Here is a 15,499-nt window from a genome sequence, read left to right on the forward strand (position 1 = left end):
CACTGGCTGACAGGGTGGATTGACGCAGACCCTCCAGTGTCGCGCATTCCGCGGAGAACCGGGACGGGCTACTTCCACTCGTACAGCTTGCCCGTGGAGGTGCCGTCCGGGGCGGTGTCGAACTCGAAGATGCCGACGGCGGAGTTGAGCCGTTCCAGCTGCGGGGCGGCGGTGGAGAAGAAGATCGCGCCGCGGTACTTGACGACGCCTCCCTCGGCGAAGTGGCCGATGCCGCTGCCGTGCCAGGTGACGGTCTGGCCGTCGGCGGTCATGTCGACGCCCTGGCCCTCGCCGAACAGCGTGCCGTCGGCGCGGAGCTCGGTCTCGTACGTGCCGAAGCCGGAGACCTCGACGCCGAAGTAGGTGGCGGTGCCCGCGAACGACACCTCGACGACCGCGTGCCCGTCACCGGCCGCGATGACCCGTCGGCCGGTGTCCTTGCCGTTGACCTCACCGATCAGTTCGCCGAGCATGATGCCTCCTCTGCGCAACCCCCTGTCCTTCCGGACTACGCCGCGTCCCGGGGCGGCGCAACCGCACGCCGGTGACCGGCGGAGGCCTCGCTCGTTGAGCCGGTCATGAACAAGTCGAAGCGTGTTCTCACCGCCCTCGCCCTGATGGGCACGGCCTTCGCCGCCACCGCCTCCTCGGCCGGCTCCGCGCACGCCCTCGCGGGCATCGGCGAGGGGCCCGGCGGCCTGCTCGCGGCTCCCGGATTCCTGATCGCCGACCAGGTCGGCGGCGGCTCGCTGCCGATCGGGCAGGGGGAGATCGGCAGCCTGGCGGACAAGGCGGTCCAGGAGAAGATGAAGGAGTCGAAGGGGCACTGACGTCCCCGGCGGGGCCTGCTCCCTCCCCGCTCGTCGGGGTCGGCGACCTCGTCCGGTTCGGCGGCTTACTCGTCGAGTTCGGCGACGCCGGTGATGCGGTGCAGGGCGAAGGTGCGCAGTTCGTCCGCGTGGTGGTCGAAGGCGGTGACGTAGCCGCCTTCGACCTTGACCGGGTCGATGATCCGCTGACTGGCGATGCCCTCGGCGTTGAGGTAGCCGATCCACATCCGCTCGCCGAGCAGGACGGCGGTCTGCAGGGCGGCCAGGGTCTCGGCGGCGGCGGTGCGGGGGAGGGCGCGCGGGTCGGGGGAGTGTTCGCGGCGGGTGGCGGTGGCCGCGCGGTCACCGGCCCGGATGGCCTTGATGGCGGCGGCGAGCAGGGTGTCGTCGGGGCCGGGCGGTCCGTCGGGGACCGGGACGGGCGCCGCGCGGGGCGGGGTGCGGTGGCTGTCCGGCCGGGTGATCAGCACGTCGCCCTCGGCGGACTCGGCGGCCGGCGCGTAGCCCATGGTGCGCAGCGTGGTGAGCAGGACGTCGGGGGCGGCCTGGGCGGCGAGGACGGTGGGGGCGAGCAGCCGCAGCCGCAGGTCGGCGGAGCGGCGGTCGGCGAGCACCTCGTTCAGCAGGGCCGGGTCGTCGCAGCGCAGGTAGGAGGAGGCGGCGCCGACCCGCAGGATGCCGTGCCGGCGGGCGACGTCGTCGATCAGGTAGGCGAGCGGCTGCGGGACGGGCGTACGGCTGTGCTGCTCCAGGAAGGTCCGCAGGTCGGCGGCGGTGCGCCCGGCGTCGAGGGCCCGGCGGACGGACGCCGGGGTGAACCGGTAGACGGTGGCGCCGCCCTTGGACTCGATGTCGGCGCAGAGCGCGAGCGCGTGGGCGAGCGGGGTGAGCAGCGGGCCGGGGGCGATCGCGGTGAGGTCCGGCTGGAGGATCACGTGGTCGAGCGGGCGCGGGAGCAGCGGGGCGAGCACCTCGGCGGCGTCGGCCTCGGCGGTGAGCAGGGCGCGGGCGGGGGCGGCGAGGGCGCCGCGGCCGGTGACGCCGAGGAGTTCGGCCTCGGCGAGGGTCCAGGCGGTGAGCTCCTCGCGCAGGTCGCGGCCGTCCGGGCCGGTCGGGCCGCCGCGCAGCGGGCGCTGCCAGCGCAGGGTGGGGAGCAGTTCCTCGGCGGTGGCCGGGGTGCCGGGCGGCAGTTCGGCGAGCAGGGCGAGGGCGGCGCGGCGCACCGACGGGGCGAGGGTGCGGTCGAGTTCGGGGCCGAGGGCGGCGCGCGGCTTGCCCTTGCCGTCCGGGGTGCCGGTGAGGGCGGGGACGCGGGTGGCGGCGAGCCAGGCGGTGGCGAGGACGGACCAGCGCGCGGCGGTGTCCAGCTGCAGCCAGCTGTCGTACCCGGGGGTGGGGGCCCAGCGTTCGTCCACCTCGCCGTCGGGGGCCAGCAGGCCCGCGGTGTAGGCGAGTTCGAGCCAGAAGGCAGCCTGCTGCTCGGTGGTCTCCAGGGCCTGGGCGGTGCGCTTGAGGTCGCGGACGCCGAGGCCGCCGGCCCGCAGGGTGAGCGGCGGGGTGAGGCCCCAGCCGTCCAGCAGTTCCTCGACGGTCTTGACGGCGGTGTGGGCCTGGCCGGCCGCGGCGCTGTCCACAGCCTGTGGATCGCGCGGGGCGGCGGCGGGCGCGGGCTCGGGCTGGACCGGTTCGACGGTGCGGTGGGTGCGGCCGCCGCGCAGGTGCAGGGCGAGTTCGCGGGGCAGCACGACGCTGCCGGGGCTGGTGGGCAGCAGCAGTCCGCGGGCGAGCAGCCACTCGACCGGGCTCTGCGCGTCCTCGGCGGTGACCGGGCGGGCGGCGTCCGGGACGGTGCCGGTGGGCGGGCCCCAGACCAGCCGGTCCAGCAGCCGCAGCGCGGGCTCGGGGGCGGTGTCCAGCAGCGCGGCGCAGCGGGCGCGGTCGGTGAGCAGCGCGGTGAGCGCGGCGACGGCGGTGACCGGGTCCGGGGTGGCGGGCTGGCCGGCCGAGGCGAGCAGCTGCTGCAGCCGGGCCGGGGACATGCCGACGGTGGCGTCGGCGAGGGTGGGGCCGAGGCCGGTGCGGCCGGGGTTGGCGGCGGTCGGGGCGAGCGCCTCGCGCACGGCGAGGACCAGCCGCAGGCCGTTGTCCGGGCCCCAGAGCAGTGCCCGGTCGCGCAGGGTGGCGAGCGCGCGGGGCAGGGCGGTGGCGACGGCGGAGCGGTCGGCCGGGGTGAGCGGGGTCGCGCCGGGGTGCGGCTTGACCTTGGCGGGGCCGGTCAGCAGGGAGCGGACGGTGGCCGCGGAGGTGCCGTCCGGGGTGGTGGCCAGCGCCTCGGCGGCCTGGAGGGTGAAGCGGTCCAGCCGCTCCAGGGCGCGCAGCGCGGAGGCGCGCGAGGAGAGCCGGGCGGACAGCTGGGTGAGGTCGCCGGGGACGGGGTTCAGCAGGTCCGGGCGGGAGCGCAGCAGGGCGGCGAGCGCGTCGTCGGGACGGGCGCGCAGCTCCTCGGCGAGGGTGCGCGGGCCGGCGGGCGTCCTGCCCCGGCGTTGGTGGCCCTGCTGTGTGGTCATTCGACCTAGGTTAGTCGGGCGTGCGGACGGCGTGGTGTCCCTCGCCCGGCCCCGGGGTGGGACTCGCGTCGCCCGGCCTCGGGGTGGGACTCGCGTCGGCGGGGGCGGGGTGGGTAGCGTCACGCCGAGGGCGGTTCGGTGGGCGGCCGCGCTCTGTACGGGCGGGCCGGGCGAGGCGGGGTGTCGGTGATGACGGACGGCGAGTGGTGGCGCAAGAGCGGGCCGTGGAGCGAGCGCTCGGACGGCGGCGCGCAGGGCGGTGCCGGTCAGGGGGGTGCGGCGGGTTCCGCGGGCGCCCCGGCCGTGCCGCCCGCGCCGTCGGTGCCGCCGGCGGCACCCGCCGCGGACCCCGACAGCGTGTACGACCCGCCGGCGCCGAGCGCGGCCGGGATCCCGTCCGTCCCGCTGAACCCGCCGGACGCGGTCGACGCCGAGCAGCGGGCGTCCGCGATCCCGCCGCCGACGGTGAGCAGCACCGGCCCGTGGACGATGACGGTGTTCGACTTCTCGGACGGGCCGGAGCCCGCGCCGAAGCCGATCCCCGAGCAGCGCGCGGCGGACGCCGCCGCCGAGGCGGAGGCGGCCACGGCGGCGGTGCCGGCCGTGGCGGACCCGAAGGCGGCGCGGAAGGCGCGGAAGCTCGCCAGGGGTAGGGGGAAGGCGGCGCCCGGGGCCCCGGGCGCTCCTGCGGCTGCGGCCGGTGGGAAGAAGGCCGGGAGACGCGGCGGAGGGAAGGCGGCCGGGAAGGGCGCGGCGAAGGCGGCCGGGAAGGACGCGGGCGCGGACGCGGCGGCGGCGCGCAAGCCGTCCCCGCTGATCCTGCTCTCCAGCGCCCTGCTGGTCGGCGGCGCCGTCAGCGGGATCTTCCCGGTCATGCTGGTGGGCTGGGGGCTCGGCTACCTCTCCCGCCAACTCTCCGAGCTGACGCGCAAGTTCGTGATCCTCGGGATCCCGCTGATCACGATGAGCGCGACCACCGTGTTCTCGATGCGGCACGCCAAGCAGGGCGGCGGCCAGGGCGGCGGACTGCAGTCCGGGTCCCCGCTGGGACAGATCGGCTGGACCTCGGCCCCGAACGTGCTGCGGGTGTCGGCGGTGATCTCCGCGGTGGTCCTGCTGCTGCTCGGCCTGCGCCGCCGCCCGCCGCAGCAGCAGGGCTGAGGCGGGCGGCGGGACGGTCGGCGGGGAGGGTTCAGCGGGCCGCGGCCGCGGTCGCGACCTCGTGGATGACCTCCAGCATGCCCTCCTCCCCCATCGGGTCGAAGCTGACCAGCTCGGGGAGCGCCTTGACGCCGGAGATGAGGGTGATGAAGCCGACCCGGGAGTTCTCGATGTAGGTGCGGCCGATGCCCTGGGCACGCTCCATGTACTCCTCGCGGAGCCGGGTCGGGTCCATGAAGAACCGGACGTAGGCGAGGATGTCGTCGTAGAGGCGGCGGTAGACCGCGTCGAAGTTGCCGAGGGCCTGGTCGGCGTCCTTCGGGTTGTCGAGGGCGGCGTTGATGGCGCGGGCCGCGAGCCAGGCTCCGGAGGTGCCCAGCCAGACGCCGGAGGAGAAGAGCGGGTCGATGAACGCGGCGGTGTCGCCGACGGCGACCCAGCCGGGGCCGTGGAAGCTGTCGCTGACGTGGGACCAGTCGCGGGCGGTGTGCATCTCGCCGGTCCGGGTGGCCTTCTCGACCATGGTCCTGGCGATGGTGCTGTTGGCGATGCCCTGCTCGAAGACCTCCTGCTGGCTCCGGCCGGCGCGGGTGGCCTCGGAGAGCTGGTCGGCGGGGAGGACGTAGCCCATGCTCAGCTGGTTGTCGGACAGCGGGATGCCCCAGATCCAGCCGCCCTGGTCGAGGGCTTCGACCATGATGTCGTAGGGGTCGTCGATCGGCGTGTAGCCCTCGAAATAGGTCCAGACGGCGACGTTGCGCAGGTCCTCCTGCCAGGTGACGCCGGTGAGCTTGCGGGTGACGGTCCGGCTCTGCCCGGAGGCGTCGACCACGTACCGGCTGGTGACCCGGTGCTTGGTGCCCTGGTGGGTGTAGACGACGCCGGTGACGGTGCCGGTCTCGTCGGTCAGGACCTCGGTGACGTGGGCTTCCTCGATGACGTCGGCGCCGAGCTCGCGGGCGTTGTCGAGGAGGAGCTGGTCGAACTCGTCGCGGCGCACGTGCCAGGTGTGGTCGTGGCCGCCGATGGCCTGGCTGAAGTCGGAGCGCCAGGGCTGCGGGTCCTTGCCCCACTTGAGGTTGATGCCGGTCTTGCGCTGGAAGCGGCGCTCGCACTCGTCCAGGACGCCGAGTTCCTCCAGCATCGGCGACATGCCCGTGACCAGGGACTCGCCGATGTGGTAGCGGGGGAACCGCTCGCGCTCCAGGACCAGGACGCTGCGGCCCGCCTTGGCGAGGAAGCTCGCGGCGGTCGATCCGGCCGGGCCGCCGCCCACCACGACGACGTCGTACTGCTTGGTTCCAGTCATTGCGTTCGGGCCTTTCAGGGGTGGAGTGGGGCGGGGTCAGTAGCCGCGGAGGACGTCGACGACGGGCGAGGTGAGGTTGCGGGCCGGCATGGCCGGGTCGATCCCCGCGTCGATGAACGCGGCGGAGACGATCTCCTCGACGGGCTCCTCCTCGCCGTCCTCCAGGAGGGCGTGCTGGATCAGGGCGTCGGCGAAGACCTGGGTGCGGTGCTGCCCGAAGCTGAGGTCCCGCCGGGTCGGGCGGGGATCGTCGGGCTCGAACGCGCAGCCGACCGATTCGGTGATCGGCTGGGTGAAGGGGGAGGTGCCCCGGCCGAGCAGACCGGTTGCCTGCAGCGCCTCGGCGATGGGGCGGGCCTGACGCCAGCTCGGGCGCGGCAGGTACACCACGACGGCGTCGTTGCGGGGGTAGAGCAGCCGCGAGGACGAGATCTTGGCGTGCCAGGGGGTGTCGACCTGCCCGAGGAAGGTCATCAGCGCGCGCCAGACGTCGGGGGCGACGTCGGGGGTGTCCAGGCGCGCGTACAGGCGGAGCATCGGGCCGCTGCGGATGACGGCGCCGTGGCCGGAGGTGACGTAGAAGAAGCCGGGGGAGAGGCCGGGGCGGGCACCGGGCACGAGGACCTTGACCGAGCCGTCGGGCTGCTCGGCGAGCTTCTCGTGCGGGACGCGCACGCGCAGCCCGTCCAGCAGGACCAGGGTGTGGGCCTCCTCGGCGAGGAGGACCTGTGCGCTCGTCGGGGTGCTGAGCGGGCCGGTGGCGTCGTTCAGGAGCGCGTCGAAGTCCGGTTCGCGGAAGCTGCGGCGGGCGCCGTCGAGCGGCTTGTCGCGTCCGGTGTGGAGGGTCTGGTAGAGGGCGGCGCCGAGGCGGCGGGCGAGGGCCTGGGAGGTCTCCTCCTCGTAGGTCTCTCCGGCGGTCTCCGCCGTCAGCGCGCCGGGCGCGACGGTGACCCGCCCGATGAGGTCCCGCACGTCGCGGGCCAGTTGCAGTTGTCCGAGCACGTCAGGCCTCCAGTCCGAGGGTCGAGGTGAAGTCGGCCGGGGAGAGCAGCACGGTGCGTCCGATGCCGGCGGCGGCCTTGTTGACCGGGGAGAGCTGGCTGGCGCTGTCGGCGGCCGCCAGCATGCGGTCGATCATGTGCCAGCCGGCGTAGGCGGCGGCCCGTACGGGGAGGTCGGCGTCCGCGGTGATCGCGGCCGGTGCGGCGGCCAGGTAGGCGCGGTAGAAGGCGCGGACCAGCGGTGCGTGGCGCTCGATCTCGGCGGCGCCGGCGGCGATGATCTCCTCGTGCGTGGCGACGTGCCCGAAGGAGGAGGAGGCCGCGAGCTTCGCCGGGAGCCCGGCGGCCGCCTGGAACAGCCACTCCCCGGCGAAGGCGCCGACGTCGCGGGCGGGGTCGCCGAGCCGGGCCTCCTCGAAGTCGGTCAGGTGGAGCTGGTCGCCGGCCAGCAGGAACTGGTCCAGCCGCAGGTCGCCGTGGACGGGGCAGCGGGTGGTGCCGTCCGGGGTGTCGGCCCGGCGCAGCGCCTTGAGGGCCTCGATGATCTGCGCGTCCGCGTGCAGCAGCCGCCACATCGCCAGCTCGGCCGCCGAGGCCCGGCCGTAGTGTTCGAGGGGCAGGGCGTCGAGCAGGCCCACCGGCGGCAGCGGGTGCTCGCTCGTCTCGAAGTCCGGGGCCCGGAGGCCGTGGAAGGCGGCCACCGCCGTCCCGGCGCGGGCGCACAGCCCCTCGTCGAAGGACTCGTCGAGGGCCAGCTGCGCTCCGCTGGTGCTGTCCGGGATCTGCTCGAACACCAGGAGCGCGTGGTCGGCGTCCGCGCCGATGAGGCGCGGCGTGAGCGGTTCCTCCCGGATCGCCCCGGCGGCGCCGACGGTGCGGCGCAGGCGGTCGTCCCGGTCCCCCGCCAGGAGTTGTTTGACGAATACGGGTGTTCCGTTCCCGGTGGTTCCCGACCAGTTGTTGTTGCGGCCTCCCGTGGCGCTTACCGTGTCCGGGTCGAGGGGGCCGAGGCCGAGGCTTCCGAGAAACGCGTCGACGTGCGGAACCGTCTTCAGGTCCACCGGCTGAAATCGGGGGAGCTTTCCCCGTTCGCGGATATTCACCATGCTCCGCACCTTAGGCAGGCCGGGTGCCGGGCGACAACGCTCAACTTTCCGGGTTCTTTGACTCGTCGACCCCTTGAGGTGGGTCTGACCTGCGGATATGTCGGATCCGGCGCAAGTAATGCTTGCCCGTCCACGGGGCGCGTGCTGTCATCTCCACCATGCCGGAGTCCATCGAACAATTGACACTCGGCAACGGATTGCGCGTTGTCGAACAGAGCATCCCCGGCGTCACCGGAGTGGGAATATCGGTGAATTACGGGGTCGGTTTCCGAACCGAGACCGTCACCCGGTCCGGATTCGCCCACCTCTTCGAGCACATGATGTTCCAGGGTTCCGCGAACGTCGCCGGCGGGGAGCATTTCGCGCGGGTCCAGGCGTACGGCGGGTTCGTCAACGGCAACACGTTCCCGGACGTGACCGACTACCACCAGGTGGTTCCCGCCGCGGCCCTGCGCGAGGTGCTGGAGCTGGAGGCGGACCGGATGTCCCGCCTCGCCGTGACGGAACGCAACTTCGCCACCCAGCGTGACGTGGTCAAGGAGGAGATCCGCCTGCAGGTGGCGGGTCGTCCGTACGGCGGCTTCCCGTGGATCCCGCTGCCCTCGGTGCTCTACGACAAGTGGCAGAACACGCACAACGGCTACGGGGAGACCGCCGACCTGGACGCGGCCTCGGTGGAGGAGTGCGTCGACTTCTACTCCCGCCACTACGCCCCGGGCAACGCGGTGCTCGCCGTGTGCGGCGCGGTCGAACCCGGGCAGGGCCTCGCCCTGGCCGAGCGCTGCTTCGGCCCGCTCGAGCCCCGCCCCGTCCCGGAGCCGATCGACATCACCGAGCCGCCCGCCCCCACCACGCGGACCGCGACCTGTGAGGACGCGCTGGCCCCCCGGCCGGCCCTCGCGCTCGGGTGCCGCCTGCCGGACGCGAGGGCCGACCTCGCCGGCTACGCCGCGTTCGTCCTGCTCTCACGGCTGCTGACCGGGGCCTCCAGCTCCCGGCTGCGCCGCGCCTTCGCCCCCCTGGGCGCCGTGGTCGACTCCTCCGTCGGGCTGTTCGGGCCCCTGGTCGCCAAGGACCCGGACACCTTCGTCGTGGTGGCCCACCACCCGCAGGGGGCGGCCGGGGCCGCGCTGGCCACGATCGAGGAACAGTGCGCCGAGGTCGCGTCGGGGGGAGCGGGCGAGGCGGAGGTCGCGCAGGCCCAGGCGGCCGCCGTCACCGAGCTCTACCAGAACCTCGATTCGCTGGCCTACCGGGTGCGGTTCCTCGCGCGGGGCGCGCTGCTCTTCGACCGGCCGGGCATCGCCGAGGACCTGGCCCGTGCCGTCGCCGCGACGGACGCGGGCTCCCTCGCCGCCGCCGCGGCCGCCGTGTGCCGGCCCGAGGGCCGCGCGGTGCTCAATCTCGTCCCGAAGGGAGACCGGTGATGGACTCGCGCACACTGCCCGAGCTGCCGGAACTGACGACCCGCCGACTGCCGGGCGGGCTGACACTGGTCGCCTCCGGGCTGTCGACCACTCCGCTGGTGCAGGCCCACCTCGCGGTCCCGATCCCGGTCCGCCGGGACGCGGACGGCGCGGTGTTCGACGTACTGGCCGCGTGCTGGCCCGACCTTCCCGCCTGCGCCCGCTTCGAGCAGCACGGGGGCGCGGTGTCGGTGGCGCGCCGCGGCACCTGGCTGTTCCTGTCCCTGGTCTGCCTGGGCGACCGACTGCCGCTGCTGGCGCGGACGCTGGCCGACGCGGTCACCGCCGGGTACACCGAGGAGCAGGTGCGCCGGGCGGCGTCGCGGGCGGCCCAGCAGGCCTCCCTGGCCGCCGCGCAGCCGGCCGTCCAGTCGGCCCGCCTGCTGTGGGAGGACTACTACGGCGCCCTGCCCGCCTTCCTGAACCCCGCACCGGACCCGGCGGCGATCGTCGAGGTCACGGCGCGGGACGTGAACGCCGCCCACGCCCGCGCCGTGTCCCCGCGCGACGCGTACCTCGTCGTCGTCGGCGACCGCGTCGGCCGCGAGCAACTCGACGTCCTCGAAGAGCACTTGGCCGCCTGGACGCCCGGGGACGGCGAGGAGCGTGCGACGGTCCCGCGCCCGCCGCTCCGCCCCGGGCCGGCCGAGGTGCGCACCCGGCACCGCGACGGCTGGCCGCAGGCCCACATCCGGCTGGCGGCCGAGGCGTCGTCCCGGCGGGAGCTGCGGTCCTTCGCCGCCGATCAGATCGCCGCGCTGATCCTGGGCGGCTCCTTCGCCTCGCGGATCAACACGGTGCTGCGCGAGGAGCGCGGTCTCGCCTACCGCACGGCGGCGTCCGTCGGCGACCACCTGGACGGCGACGTGTTCGCGATCGAGGCGGACGTCGGCGCCGGCGCCGTACCCGAGGCCGTGGCCCGGCTCGGCGAGATCCTCGACCGCTTCGCGGACGACGGCCCGACCGCGGCGGAACTGCGCGACGCGGTCGGCCACATGACCGGCAAGTACGTGCTGAACCTCGGTGCGCAGAGCAGTCGCGCCGCCTGCCTGCTGTCGTTCCTGACGCTCGGGATGCCGTTGACGGACATCGCGGACCTTCCCGCGCACATGGCCTCGCTCACCGCCGAGGACGTCCGGCGCGCCGCGTCGCGGATGCGGCTGGAGCACCTGCGCGGCGTCGTCTGCACCGACTCGGCAGCCGTGCCGACCGGCCGGCGCTGACACCCGGCCGCCCGGCACCACCAGACCCCGTGGAGGGATGAAGCCCCGCATGTCCACCAGCGTTTTCTACCCCGTCATGGTCACCGACATGGGCTCGGTGACCTCCTACGCCCGCCTCGCCGAATCGGCCTCGGGCCGCCGGCTGTGGCTCGGGCAGTCGCTCAGCATCGAGACGCACCACGTCTTCGCCGCACTGTCCGCCACGGGCCTGGACCTCTCGTACGGCTCCGCGGTGACCGTGATGCCGCTGTGCCATCCGCTGACCGCTGCCGTCAACGCCCGCTCGGTGGCGATGCTGTCCGGTCAGCCCTACGTGGCCGGCATCGGTCCCGGCGCCGCCGCCCTGCAGCGCAGCATGCTCGGTGCGCCGTACCCGCGCCCGATCGCCACCACCCGCCGTTACGCCACCGTCGTGCGGACGCTGCTGGAGGGCGGCAGGTTCGCCGCTCCGGACGGTCCGTGGGCCACCGAGGGCCTGGAACTGCCCGACGTCGAGGCACCACCGGTGCAGCTGGGCCTGGGCGTGCTGCGCGAGCCGATGGCGCGGCTCGCCGGGGAGGTCGCCGACTGGGCGATCACCTGGCTCACGCCGCCCGCCTACCTGCGCGAGCGGATCGTCCCGGCCATCACCGAGGCGGCCGCCGCGGCCCAGCGACCCAAGCCCCGACTGGCCGCCGTCGTGCAGTGCGCCGTCGCCCGGCCGAGGCGGGACCTGGCCGTCACCGCCTTCCACGCCGTGGGCAACCACCTGGCGGCCCCGCACTACACCGACATGCTCAACCAGGCCGGTGTCCCCGCCGACCCCGCCGACCCGCGGACCGGGGCCGAACTGCTGGTGGAGCACGGGGTCATGGCCACCGGCACCCCGGAGGAGATCGCCGACCGGCTCGACGACTACCGCGCGGCGGGCGTGGACGAGGTCATCGTCAACGTCGGCGGCGTGCACATCACCGAAGGGGTCGGTGCCGCCGTGCGCGACCTCTCGGCGATCCTGGCGGCGGTCGGGAGGCGAGCCCGGTGACGACGCCGTCAGCGGCCCTGGCCGACGGGAGCGCCCCCGAGTTCGCGGGCAGGCGACTGCTGTACGTCACCACCGGCGGGGTGCAGGCCATGTTCCTGCCGATGTGGCTCTCGTGGCTGCGCGCCAACTATCCGCGGACCGAGGTCCGCGCCGTCGTGACGGCGTCGGCGCGGCGCTTCGTCGGCTCCACGGCGGCCGCCGCGGCCGGCGGCGGCGGTCTGCCCGTGGTGGACCGGTGGCCGGACGAGCCCGACCGCGCCCTGCACGTCGAACTCGCCCAGTGGCCCGACACCGTCCTGGTCCACCCGGCCACCATGCACTTCGTGGCCCGGTTCTCCCAGGGCCTCGCCGACACGCCCACGCTGCTCGCGCTGCAGTGCACCCGGGCGCCGGTCGTCGTGTGCCCGGCGCTGCCGCCCGGCGGCCACCACAACCCCGCCTACCGGCGCCACGTCGCGGAGCTGTCCGAGCGCGACAACGTGACGGTGCTCCCGCCGATCCCCGGGATGAGCCTGTCGACCGGGGCGGAGGGCATCGGCACGGCGGCGCTGCTGCCCAACGCCATCGCCGCGCTGGAGGATATGCGCGCCTGGGCCGGGGGTCCGGCATGAGCCCCGGGGCCGGCGAGCGGGTGATCGCCGAGTTCGGCACCGGCATGGTCCGCACCGCCGTCACCGGGCGGTCCGACGGCACGGTGCGCTGGCAGCGCTTTCCCGGGCCCCTGCGCGACGGCGGATTCGCTCTGCCGGACGCCGCCTTCCTGGCTGCGCTGGCGCGGGCCTCCGGCGACGACGTCCGCTTCGCCGTCCCGTCGGTGGCCACACCGGACGAGTACCGCTGGGAGGTCTCCGGCTCCAGCAGCGCGGCCGCGCTGCTGGAGTCCGGGCCCGGAGCGGCGACCGCCCGGCTGCGGCGCCTGGCCGGCGGACTCGGCCGGCAGCTGCGGGCCCTGCACGACCAGCCGCCACCGCCGGGGCCGGCCCTGCCCCCGCCCGGGTACCTGGTCAGGCTGCGCGACTGGCTGGCCGACGGGTCGGGCCCGGGAGCCGCGGGCGACTTCCACCGGCGGCTGCGGGAGGACCTCGGCCCCCTGAGGTGGGGGCGGCTGACGGAGCTGGTGCACTGGGTCCTCCACCCCGGCCCCGGCGAGCGCCGCACCGTCCTGCACGGCTGGTTCTCCCTGGGCGGCGTCGTGGCGGCCGACGACGGCGCCAGGCCCGCGGTGTGCGTCCTGTCCGGCGGCGACGGCGCACTGGGCCGGCCCGAGGCCGACGTGGGGTGCCTGCTGGGCGAACTCACCGAGTACGGGATGGCGGCCGAGCGCTCCGGCGTCGGCTGGCCCGCCGTGCAGACCCTGCGCAACCAGTTCCTCGCCCACTACGGCCCGGGGCTGGACCCCGAGGTCCTGGCCGCGGCGGTCCTGGCGCGCGTCGCCGCGCACGCCCGGGACTTCGCCGCGTACGTCGGCTGGGACGCCCAGCTCGACGGCTACGGCCCCATGCTGGCGACCCTCGTCGACGCCACCGCCCCCGTCTGAGGAGCCAGGGCGTGTCTTGTGGATCTTGTCGGACAGGCCGGCCCGGCAGTGATCCACAAGACACGCCCCAGACCCAGAGACCACCTGCCGGAGGCCTCCGCCCGTGCCACGAGATCCCAAGCCGTCGCCCGAAGAGAAGTCACGCATCGTCCTGGACCTGCTCGCCCACCGGATCACCCTGTCCGCGGCCGCCCGACAGGCCGGGGTCTCCCCGCAGGCCGTGTCGGTGTGGCGCCGCCAGTTCATCGACGGCGGTCACGAAAGCCTGCACCGGCGGGGCCGGCGCAGTGAGGCGTCCCGGCGCGAACGGGAACTGCTCGGCGAGATCAGCGCCCTGAAGGCCGCCCTGGGCGAGGCGCACCTGGCGCTGCGCTCGCGCTCGTACTGACGCCCCCTGACGCCCCGTCGCGTGCTCGCCGGGCCGCCCGCCCACCCCCCTTCCGACTGAGAGGAAACCGCCATGCCGGTCATCGATCCGGACGAGCAGTCACCGCCGAACGGCGGCACCAGACCGATCAGCCTGCGCCGGGAACTGGCCAGGATGCCGGGGCAGTTCGCCGCCGCCCTGGGCCTCGCGCTGGTGGCCACCGCCGCGTCCCTGTCCGTGCCGCTGCTGCTGCGGCAGATCGTCATGGACTTCGCCGGGCACCAGGCGATCTGGGTGCCCGTGGCGCTGATGTGCCTCGCCGCCGTGGCCAGTGCGGTCGGCCAGGCGTCGGCCGGCTACCTGATCTCACGCGCCGGTGAGCGCATGGTCCTGCGGATCCGGGCCCGGATCATGGCGCACGGGCTGCGCCTGCCGATGGCCACGGCCAGGGCCCAGGGGGCGGGCGAGCTGACCGCGCGCATCACCTCCGACGCCGTGGTGCTGCGCCAGGTCGTGGACGTGGGCGCGCAGCTGCCGCTGGCCGCGGTCACGGTGCTGGCCACGCTCGGTGTGATGGTCTGGATCGACTGGATACTGACCCTGGTCACCGTCGCGGCGATGGCCGTGGTGAGCCTGGTGCTGTCCTGGGTGATGACGCGGCTGCGCTCGAACTTCGTCCTGCAGCAGACGGCGGTCGGTCACATCGCCCAGCGTTTCGCCGCGAGCCTGCAGGCGCTGACGACGATCAAGGCCTACCGGGCCGAGGGCATGGCGGCGAACGCCCTGGAGCGCGACGCCGACGAGCTGCGCCGCGTCTCGCTGCGCGGGGCGAAGCTGGAGGCGCTGGTGCCGTCGGCGACGGCCCTGGCCAACCAGTCGGCCATGATCGCCGTGGTCGTCACCGGCGGGGCCCGGATGGTCGCGGGGCAGCTGGGCATGGCCGACTTCGCGGCGTTCCTGCTGTACCTGGTGCAGACCCTGGCTCCGGCGACGGCCCTCACGACCGCAGTCGGCCGGCTGCAGGCGGGGCTGGCGGCCCGTGACCGGTGCAACGAGCTGCTGGCGCTGCCGGCGGAGGCCGGGGCCTCGGCGGACCTCGCCGCGCCGGTGCCGGTGCCGGACGCCGACGCCGTGGTGTTCGACGCGGTGTCCTTCAGCTACCCGCAGGCCACCTCGGCCGCCCTGGACCGGGTCTCGCTGCGCGCCGGACGGGTGGGGCTGACCGCGATCGTGGGCTCCTCCGGGGCGGGGAAGAGCACCGTCCTGTCGCTGATCGACCGGTTCGTCACGCCGTCCGGGGGCCGCATCGAGGTGCTCGGGCACGACACCGGCCGCTGGCCGCTCGACGCGCTCAGGGCCAGGATCGCCTACGTGGACCAGGAGTTCACCCAGCTGGAGGCGACCGTCCGGGAGAACCTCCAGCTCGGCCGGTCCGGGCCGGCCTCGGACGAGGAGCTGGAGCGGGTCCTCGACGCGGTGGCCCTCGGCGCGGACGTCGCGGCCCTTCCGCAGGGCCTCGACACCCCGCTCGGCCGGGAGACCAACCTGTCCGGCGGACAGCGCCAGCGCATGGCCCTGGCCCGGGCCCTGCTGTCGGACGCCGAGATCGTGCTGCTGGACGAGCCGACCAGCCAGCTGGACGGTCTCAACGAGCACCGTTTCCGGCAGATCGTGGACCAGTTGGCCGCCAGCCGCTGCGTGGTCATCGTGGCGCACCGCCTCTCGACCGTTCAGCACGCCCGTCAGGTCGTGGTCATGAACCAGGGCGGTGTGGTGGACGCGGCCGACCACGCGACGCTCATGGAGCGCTGCCTCCCGTACCGGGAACTGGTCGCCGCCCAGGCGGTGTTCGCGATGGAGCCGGTCGCCGTCGGCTGATCCGGACACGGGTGCGGCGCCTGCGGTTCGACC

General features: G+C 74.7%; 14 protein-coding genes. 9 read left to right on the forward strand and 5 right to left on the reverse strand.

The annotated features are described in order from the left end of the window. Window positions 1-68: 68 nt before the first annotated feature. Entirely contained in the window at window positions 69-473 is a 405-nt protein-coding gene (locus IE332_RS23535; RefSeq protein WP_189919825.1) for a hypothetical protein, read from the reverse strand. Between the two features lie 105 nt (window positions 474-578). Here IE332_RS23535 and IE332_RS23540 point away from each other — a divergent pair, with 105 nt between their 5' ends. Beyond that, a complete protein-coding gene (locus IE332_RS23540) occupies window positions 579-830 on the forward strand; it encodes a hypothetical protein (RefSeq protein ID WP_030057082.1) in 252 nt (83 codons plus the stop codon). A gap of 65 nt (window positions 831-895) precedes the next feature. Here the strand turns inward: IE332_RS23540 and IE332_RS23545 are convergent, their stop codons facing one another. Next, window positions 896-3,397 carry a helicase C-terminal domain-containing protein gene (locus IE332_RS23545; RefSeq protein WP_189919827.1) on the reverse strand — a complete coding sequence of 834 codons (2,502 nt, stop codon included), beginning with the start codon at window positions 3,395-3,397 and terminating at the stop codon, window positions 896-898. Window positions 3,398-3,586: 189 nt separating this feature from the next. Between IE332_RS23545 and IE332_RS23550 the strand changes: the two genes are divergently transcribed. Beyond that, window positions 3,587-4,558 (forward strand): hypothetical protein, encoded by a 972-nt coding sequence (locus tag IE332_RS23550; protein ID WP_189919830.1) that lies wholly within the window; start codon window positions 3,587-3,589, stop codon window positions 4,556-4,558. A gap of 31 nt (window positions 4,559-4,589) precedes the next feature. Here the strand turns inward: IE332_RS23550 and IE332_RS23555 are convergent, their stop codons facing one another. Genes IE332_RS23555 through lxmK form a run of 3 tightly spaced genes read right to left on the reverse strand, consistent with a single transcriptional unit; the run spans window position 4,590 to window position 7,929 of the window. Continuing rightward, window positions 4,590-5,867, reverse strand: coding sequence for an NAD(P)/FAD-dependent oxidoreductase (locus IE332_RS23555; RefSeq protein WP_189919832.1), 1,278 nt, complete (start codon window positions 5,865-5,867; stop codon window positions 4,590-4,592). Between the two features lie 36 nt (window positions 5,868-5,903). After that, on the reverse strand, window positions 5,904-6,869 hold the full coding sequence (locus IE332_RS23560) for a T3SS effector HopA1 family protein (protein WP_189919834.1): 966 nt from the start codon (window positions 6,867-6,869) through the stop codon (window positions 5,904-5,906). Between the two features lies 1 nt (window position 6,870). After that, window positions 6,871-7,929 carry a class V lanthionine synthetase subunit LxmK gene (lxmK, locus tag IE332_RS23565; RefSeq protein WP_189919836.1) on the reverse strand — a complete coding sequence of 353 codons (1,059 nt, stop codon included), beginning with the start codon at window positions 7,927-7,929 and terminating at the stop codon, window positions 6,871-6,873. A gap of 203 nt (window positions 7,930-8,132) precedes the next feature. On the opposite strand from lxmK, the gene IE332_RS23570 reads away from it, so the two are divergent. The 7 genes from IE332_RS23570 to IE332_RS23600 all read left to right on the forward strand — a co-directional run bounded on the left by IE332_RS23570 (window position 8,133) and on the right by IE332_RS23600 (window position 15,466). Next, on the forward strand, window positions 8,133-9,401 hold the full coding sequence (locus IE332_RS23570) for a M16 family metallopeptidase (protein WP_268256599.1): 1,269 nt from the start codon (window positions 8,133-8,135) through the stop codon (window positions 9,399-9,401). Continuing rightward, window positions 9,401-10,663 (forward strand): M16 family metallopeptidase, encoded by a 1,263-nt coding sequence (locus IE332_RS23575; protein ID WP_189919840.1) that lies wholly within the window; start codon window positions 9,401-9,403, stop codon window positions 10,661-10,663. Before IE332_RS23570 ends, IE332_RS23575 begins: the two co-directional genes overlap by 1 nt. Before the next feature lie 49 nt (window positions 10,664-10,712). Beyond that, window positions 10,713-11,684, forward strand: a complete 972-nt coding sequence (locus IE332_RS23580) for an LLM class flavin-dependent oxidoreductase (protein ID WP_229928854.1) — start codon at window positions 10,713-10,715, stop codon at window positions 11,682-11,684. Continuing rightward, window positions 11,681-12,295: a flavoprotein gene (locus tag IE332_RS23585; RefSeq protein ID WP_189919844.1), complete on the forward strand. Its 615-nt coding sequence runs from the start codon at window positions 11,681-11,683 to the stop codon at window positions 12,293-12,295. The genes IE332_RS23580 and IE332_RS23585 overlap by 4 nt, the downstream gene beginning before the upstream one ends. Further along, window positions 12,292-13,221 (forward strand): hypothetical protein, encoded by a 930-nt coding sequence (locus tag IE332_RS23590; RefSeq protein WP_189919846.1) that lies wholly within the window; start codon window positions 12,292-12,294, stop codon window positions 13,219-13,221. The genes IE332_RS23585 and IE332_RS23590 overlap by 4 nt, the downstream gene beginning before the upstream one ends. A gap of 103 nt (window positions 13,222-13,324) precedes the next feature. Further along, window positions 13,325-13,609 (forward strand): helix-turn-helix domain-containing protein, encoded by a 285-nt coding sequence (locus IE332_RS23595; protein WP_189919848.1) that lies wholly within the window; start codon window positions 13,325-13,327, stop codon window positions 13,607-13,609. 72 nt (window positions 13,610-13,681) lie between these two features. Next, entirely contained in the window at window positions 13,682-15,466 is a 1,785-nt protein-coding gene (locus IE332_RS23600) for an ABC transporter ATP-binding protein (protein WP_189919850.1), read from the forward strand. Window positions 15,467-15,499 lie beyond the last annotated feature (33 nt).

It is taken from the genome of Kitasatospora xanthocidica, from assembly GCF_014656195.1.
GTDB lineage: Bacteria > Actinomycetota > Actinomycetes > Streptomycetales > Streptomycetaceae > Kitasatospora > Kitasatospora xanthocidica.

Coding starts and splice junctions, on each gene's coding strand:
- IE332_RS23600 (WP_189919850.1), top strand. CDS start 13,682: ATGCCGGTCATCGATCCGGACGAGCAGTCACCGCCGAACGGCGGCACC.
- IE332_RS23575 (WP_189919840.1), top strand. CDS start 9,401: ATGGACTCGCGCACACTGCCCGAGCTGCCGGAACTGACGACCCGCCGA.
- IE332_RS23570 (WP_268256599.1), top strand. CDS start 8,133: ATGCCGGAGTCCATCGAACAATTGACACTCGGCAACGGATTGCGCGTT.
- IE332_RS23535 (WP_189919825.1), bottom strand. CDS start 473: ATGCTCGGCGAACTGATCGGTGAGGTCAACGGCAAGGACACCGGCCGA.
- IE332_RS23555 (WP_189919832.1), bottom strand. CDS start 5,867: ATGACTGGAACCAAGCAGTACGACGTCGTCGTGGTGGGCGGCGGCCCG.
- IE332_RS23550 (WP_189919830.1), top strand. CDS start 3,587: ATGACGGACGGCGAGTGGTGGCGCAAGAGCGGGCCGTGGAGCGAGCGC.
- IE332_RS23580 (WP_229928854.1), top strand. CDS start 10,713: ATGTCCACCAGCGTTTTCTACCCCGTCATGGTCACCGACATGGGCTCG.
- IE332_RS23590 (WP_189919846.1), top strand. CDS start 12,292: ATGAGCCCCGGGGCCGGCGAGCGGGTGATCGCCGAGTTCGGCACCGGC.
- IE332_RS23545 (WP_189919827.1), bottom strand. CDS start 3,397: ATGACCACACAGCAGGGCCACCAACGCCGGGGCAGGACGCCCGCCGGC.
- IE332_RS23540 (WP_030057082.1), top strand. CDS start 579: ATGAACAAGTCGAAGCGTGTTCTCACCGCCCTCGCCCTGATGGGCACG.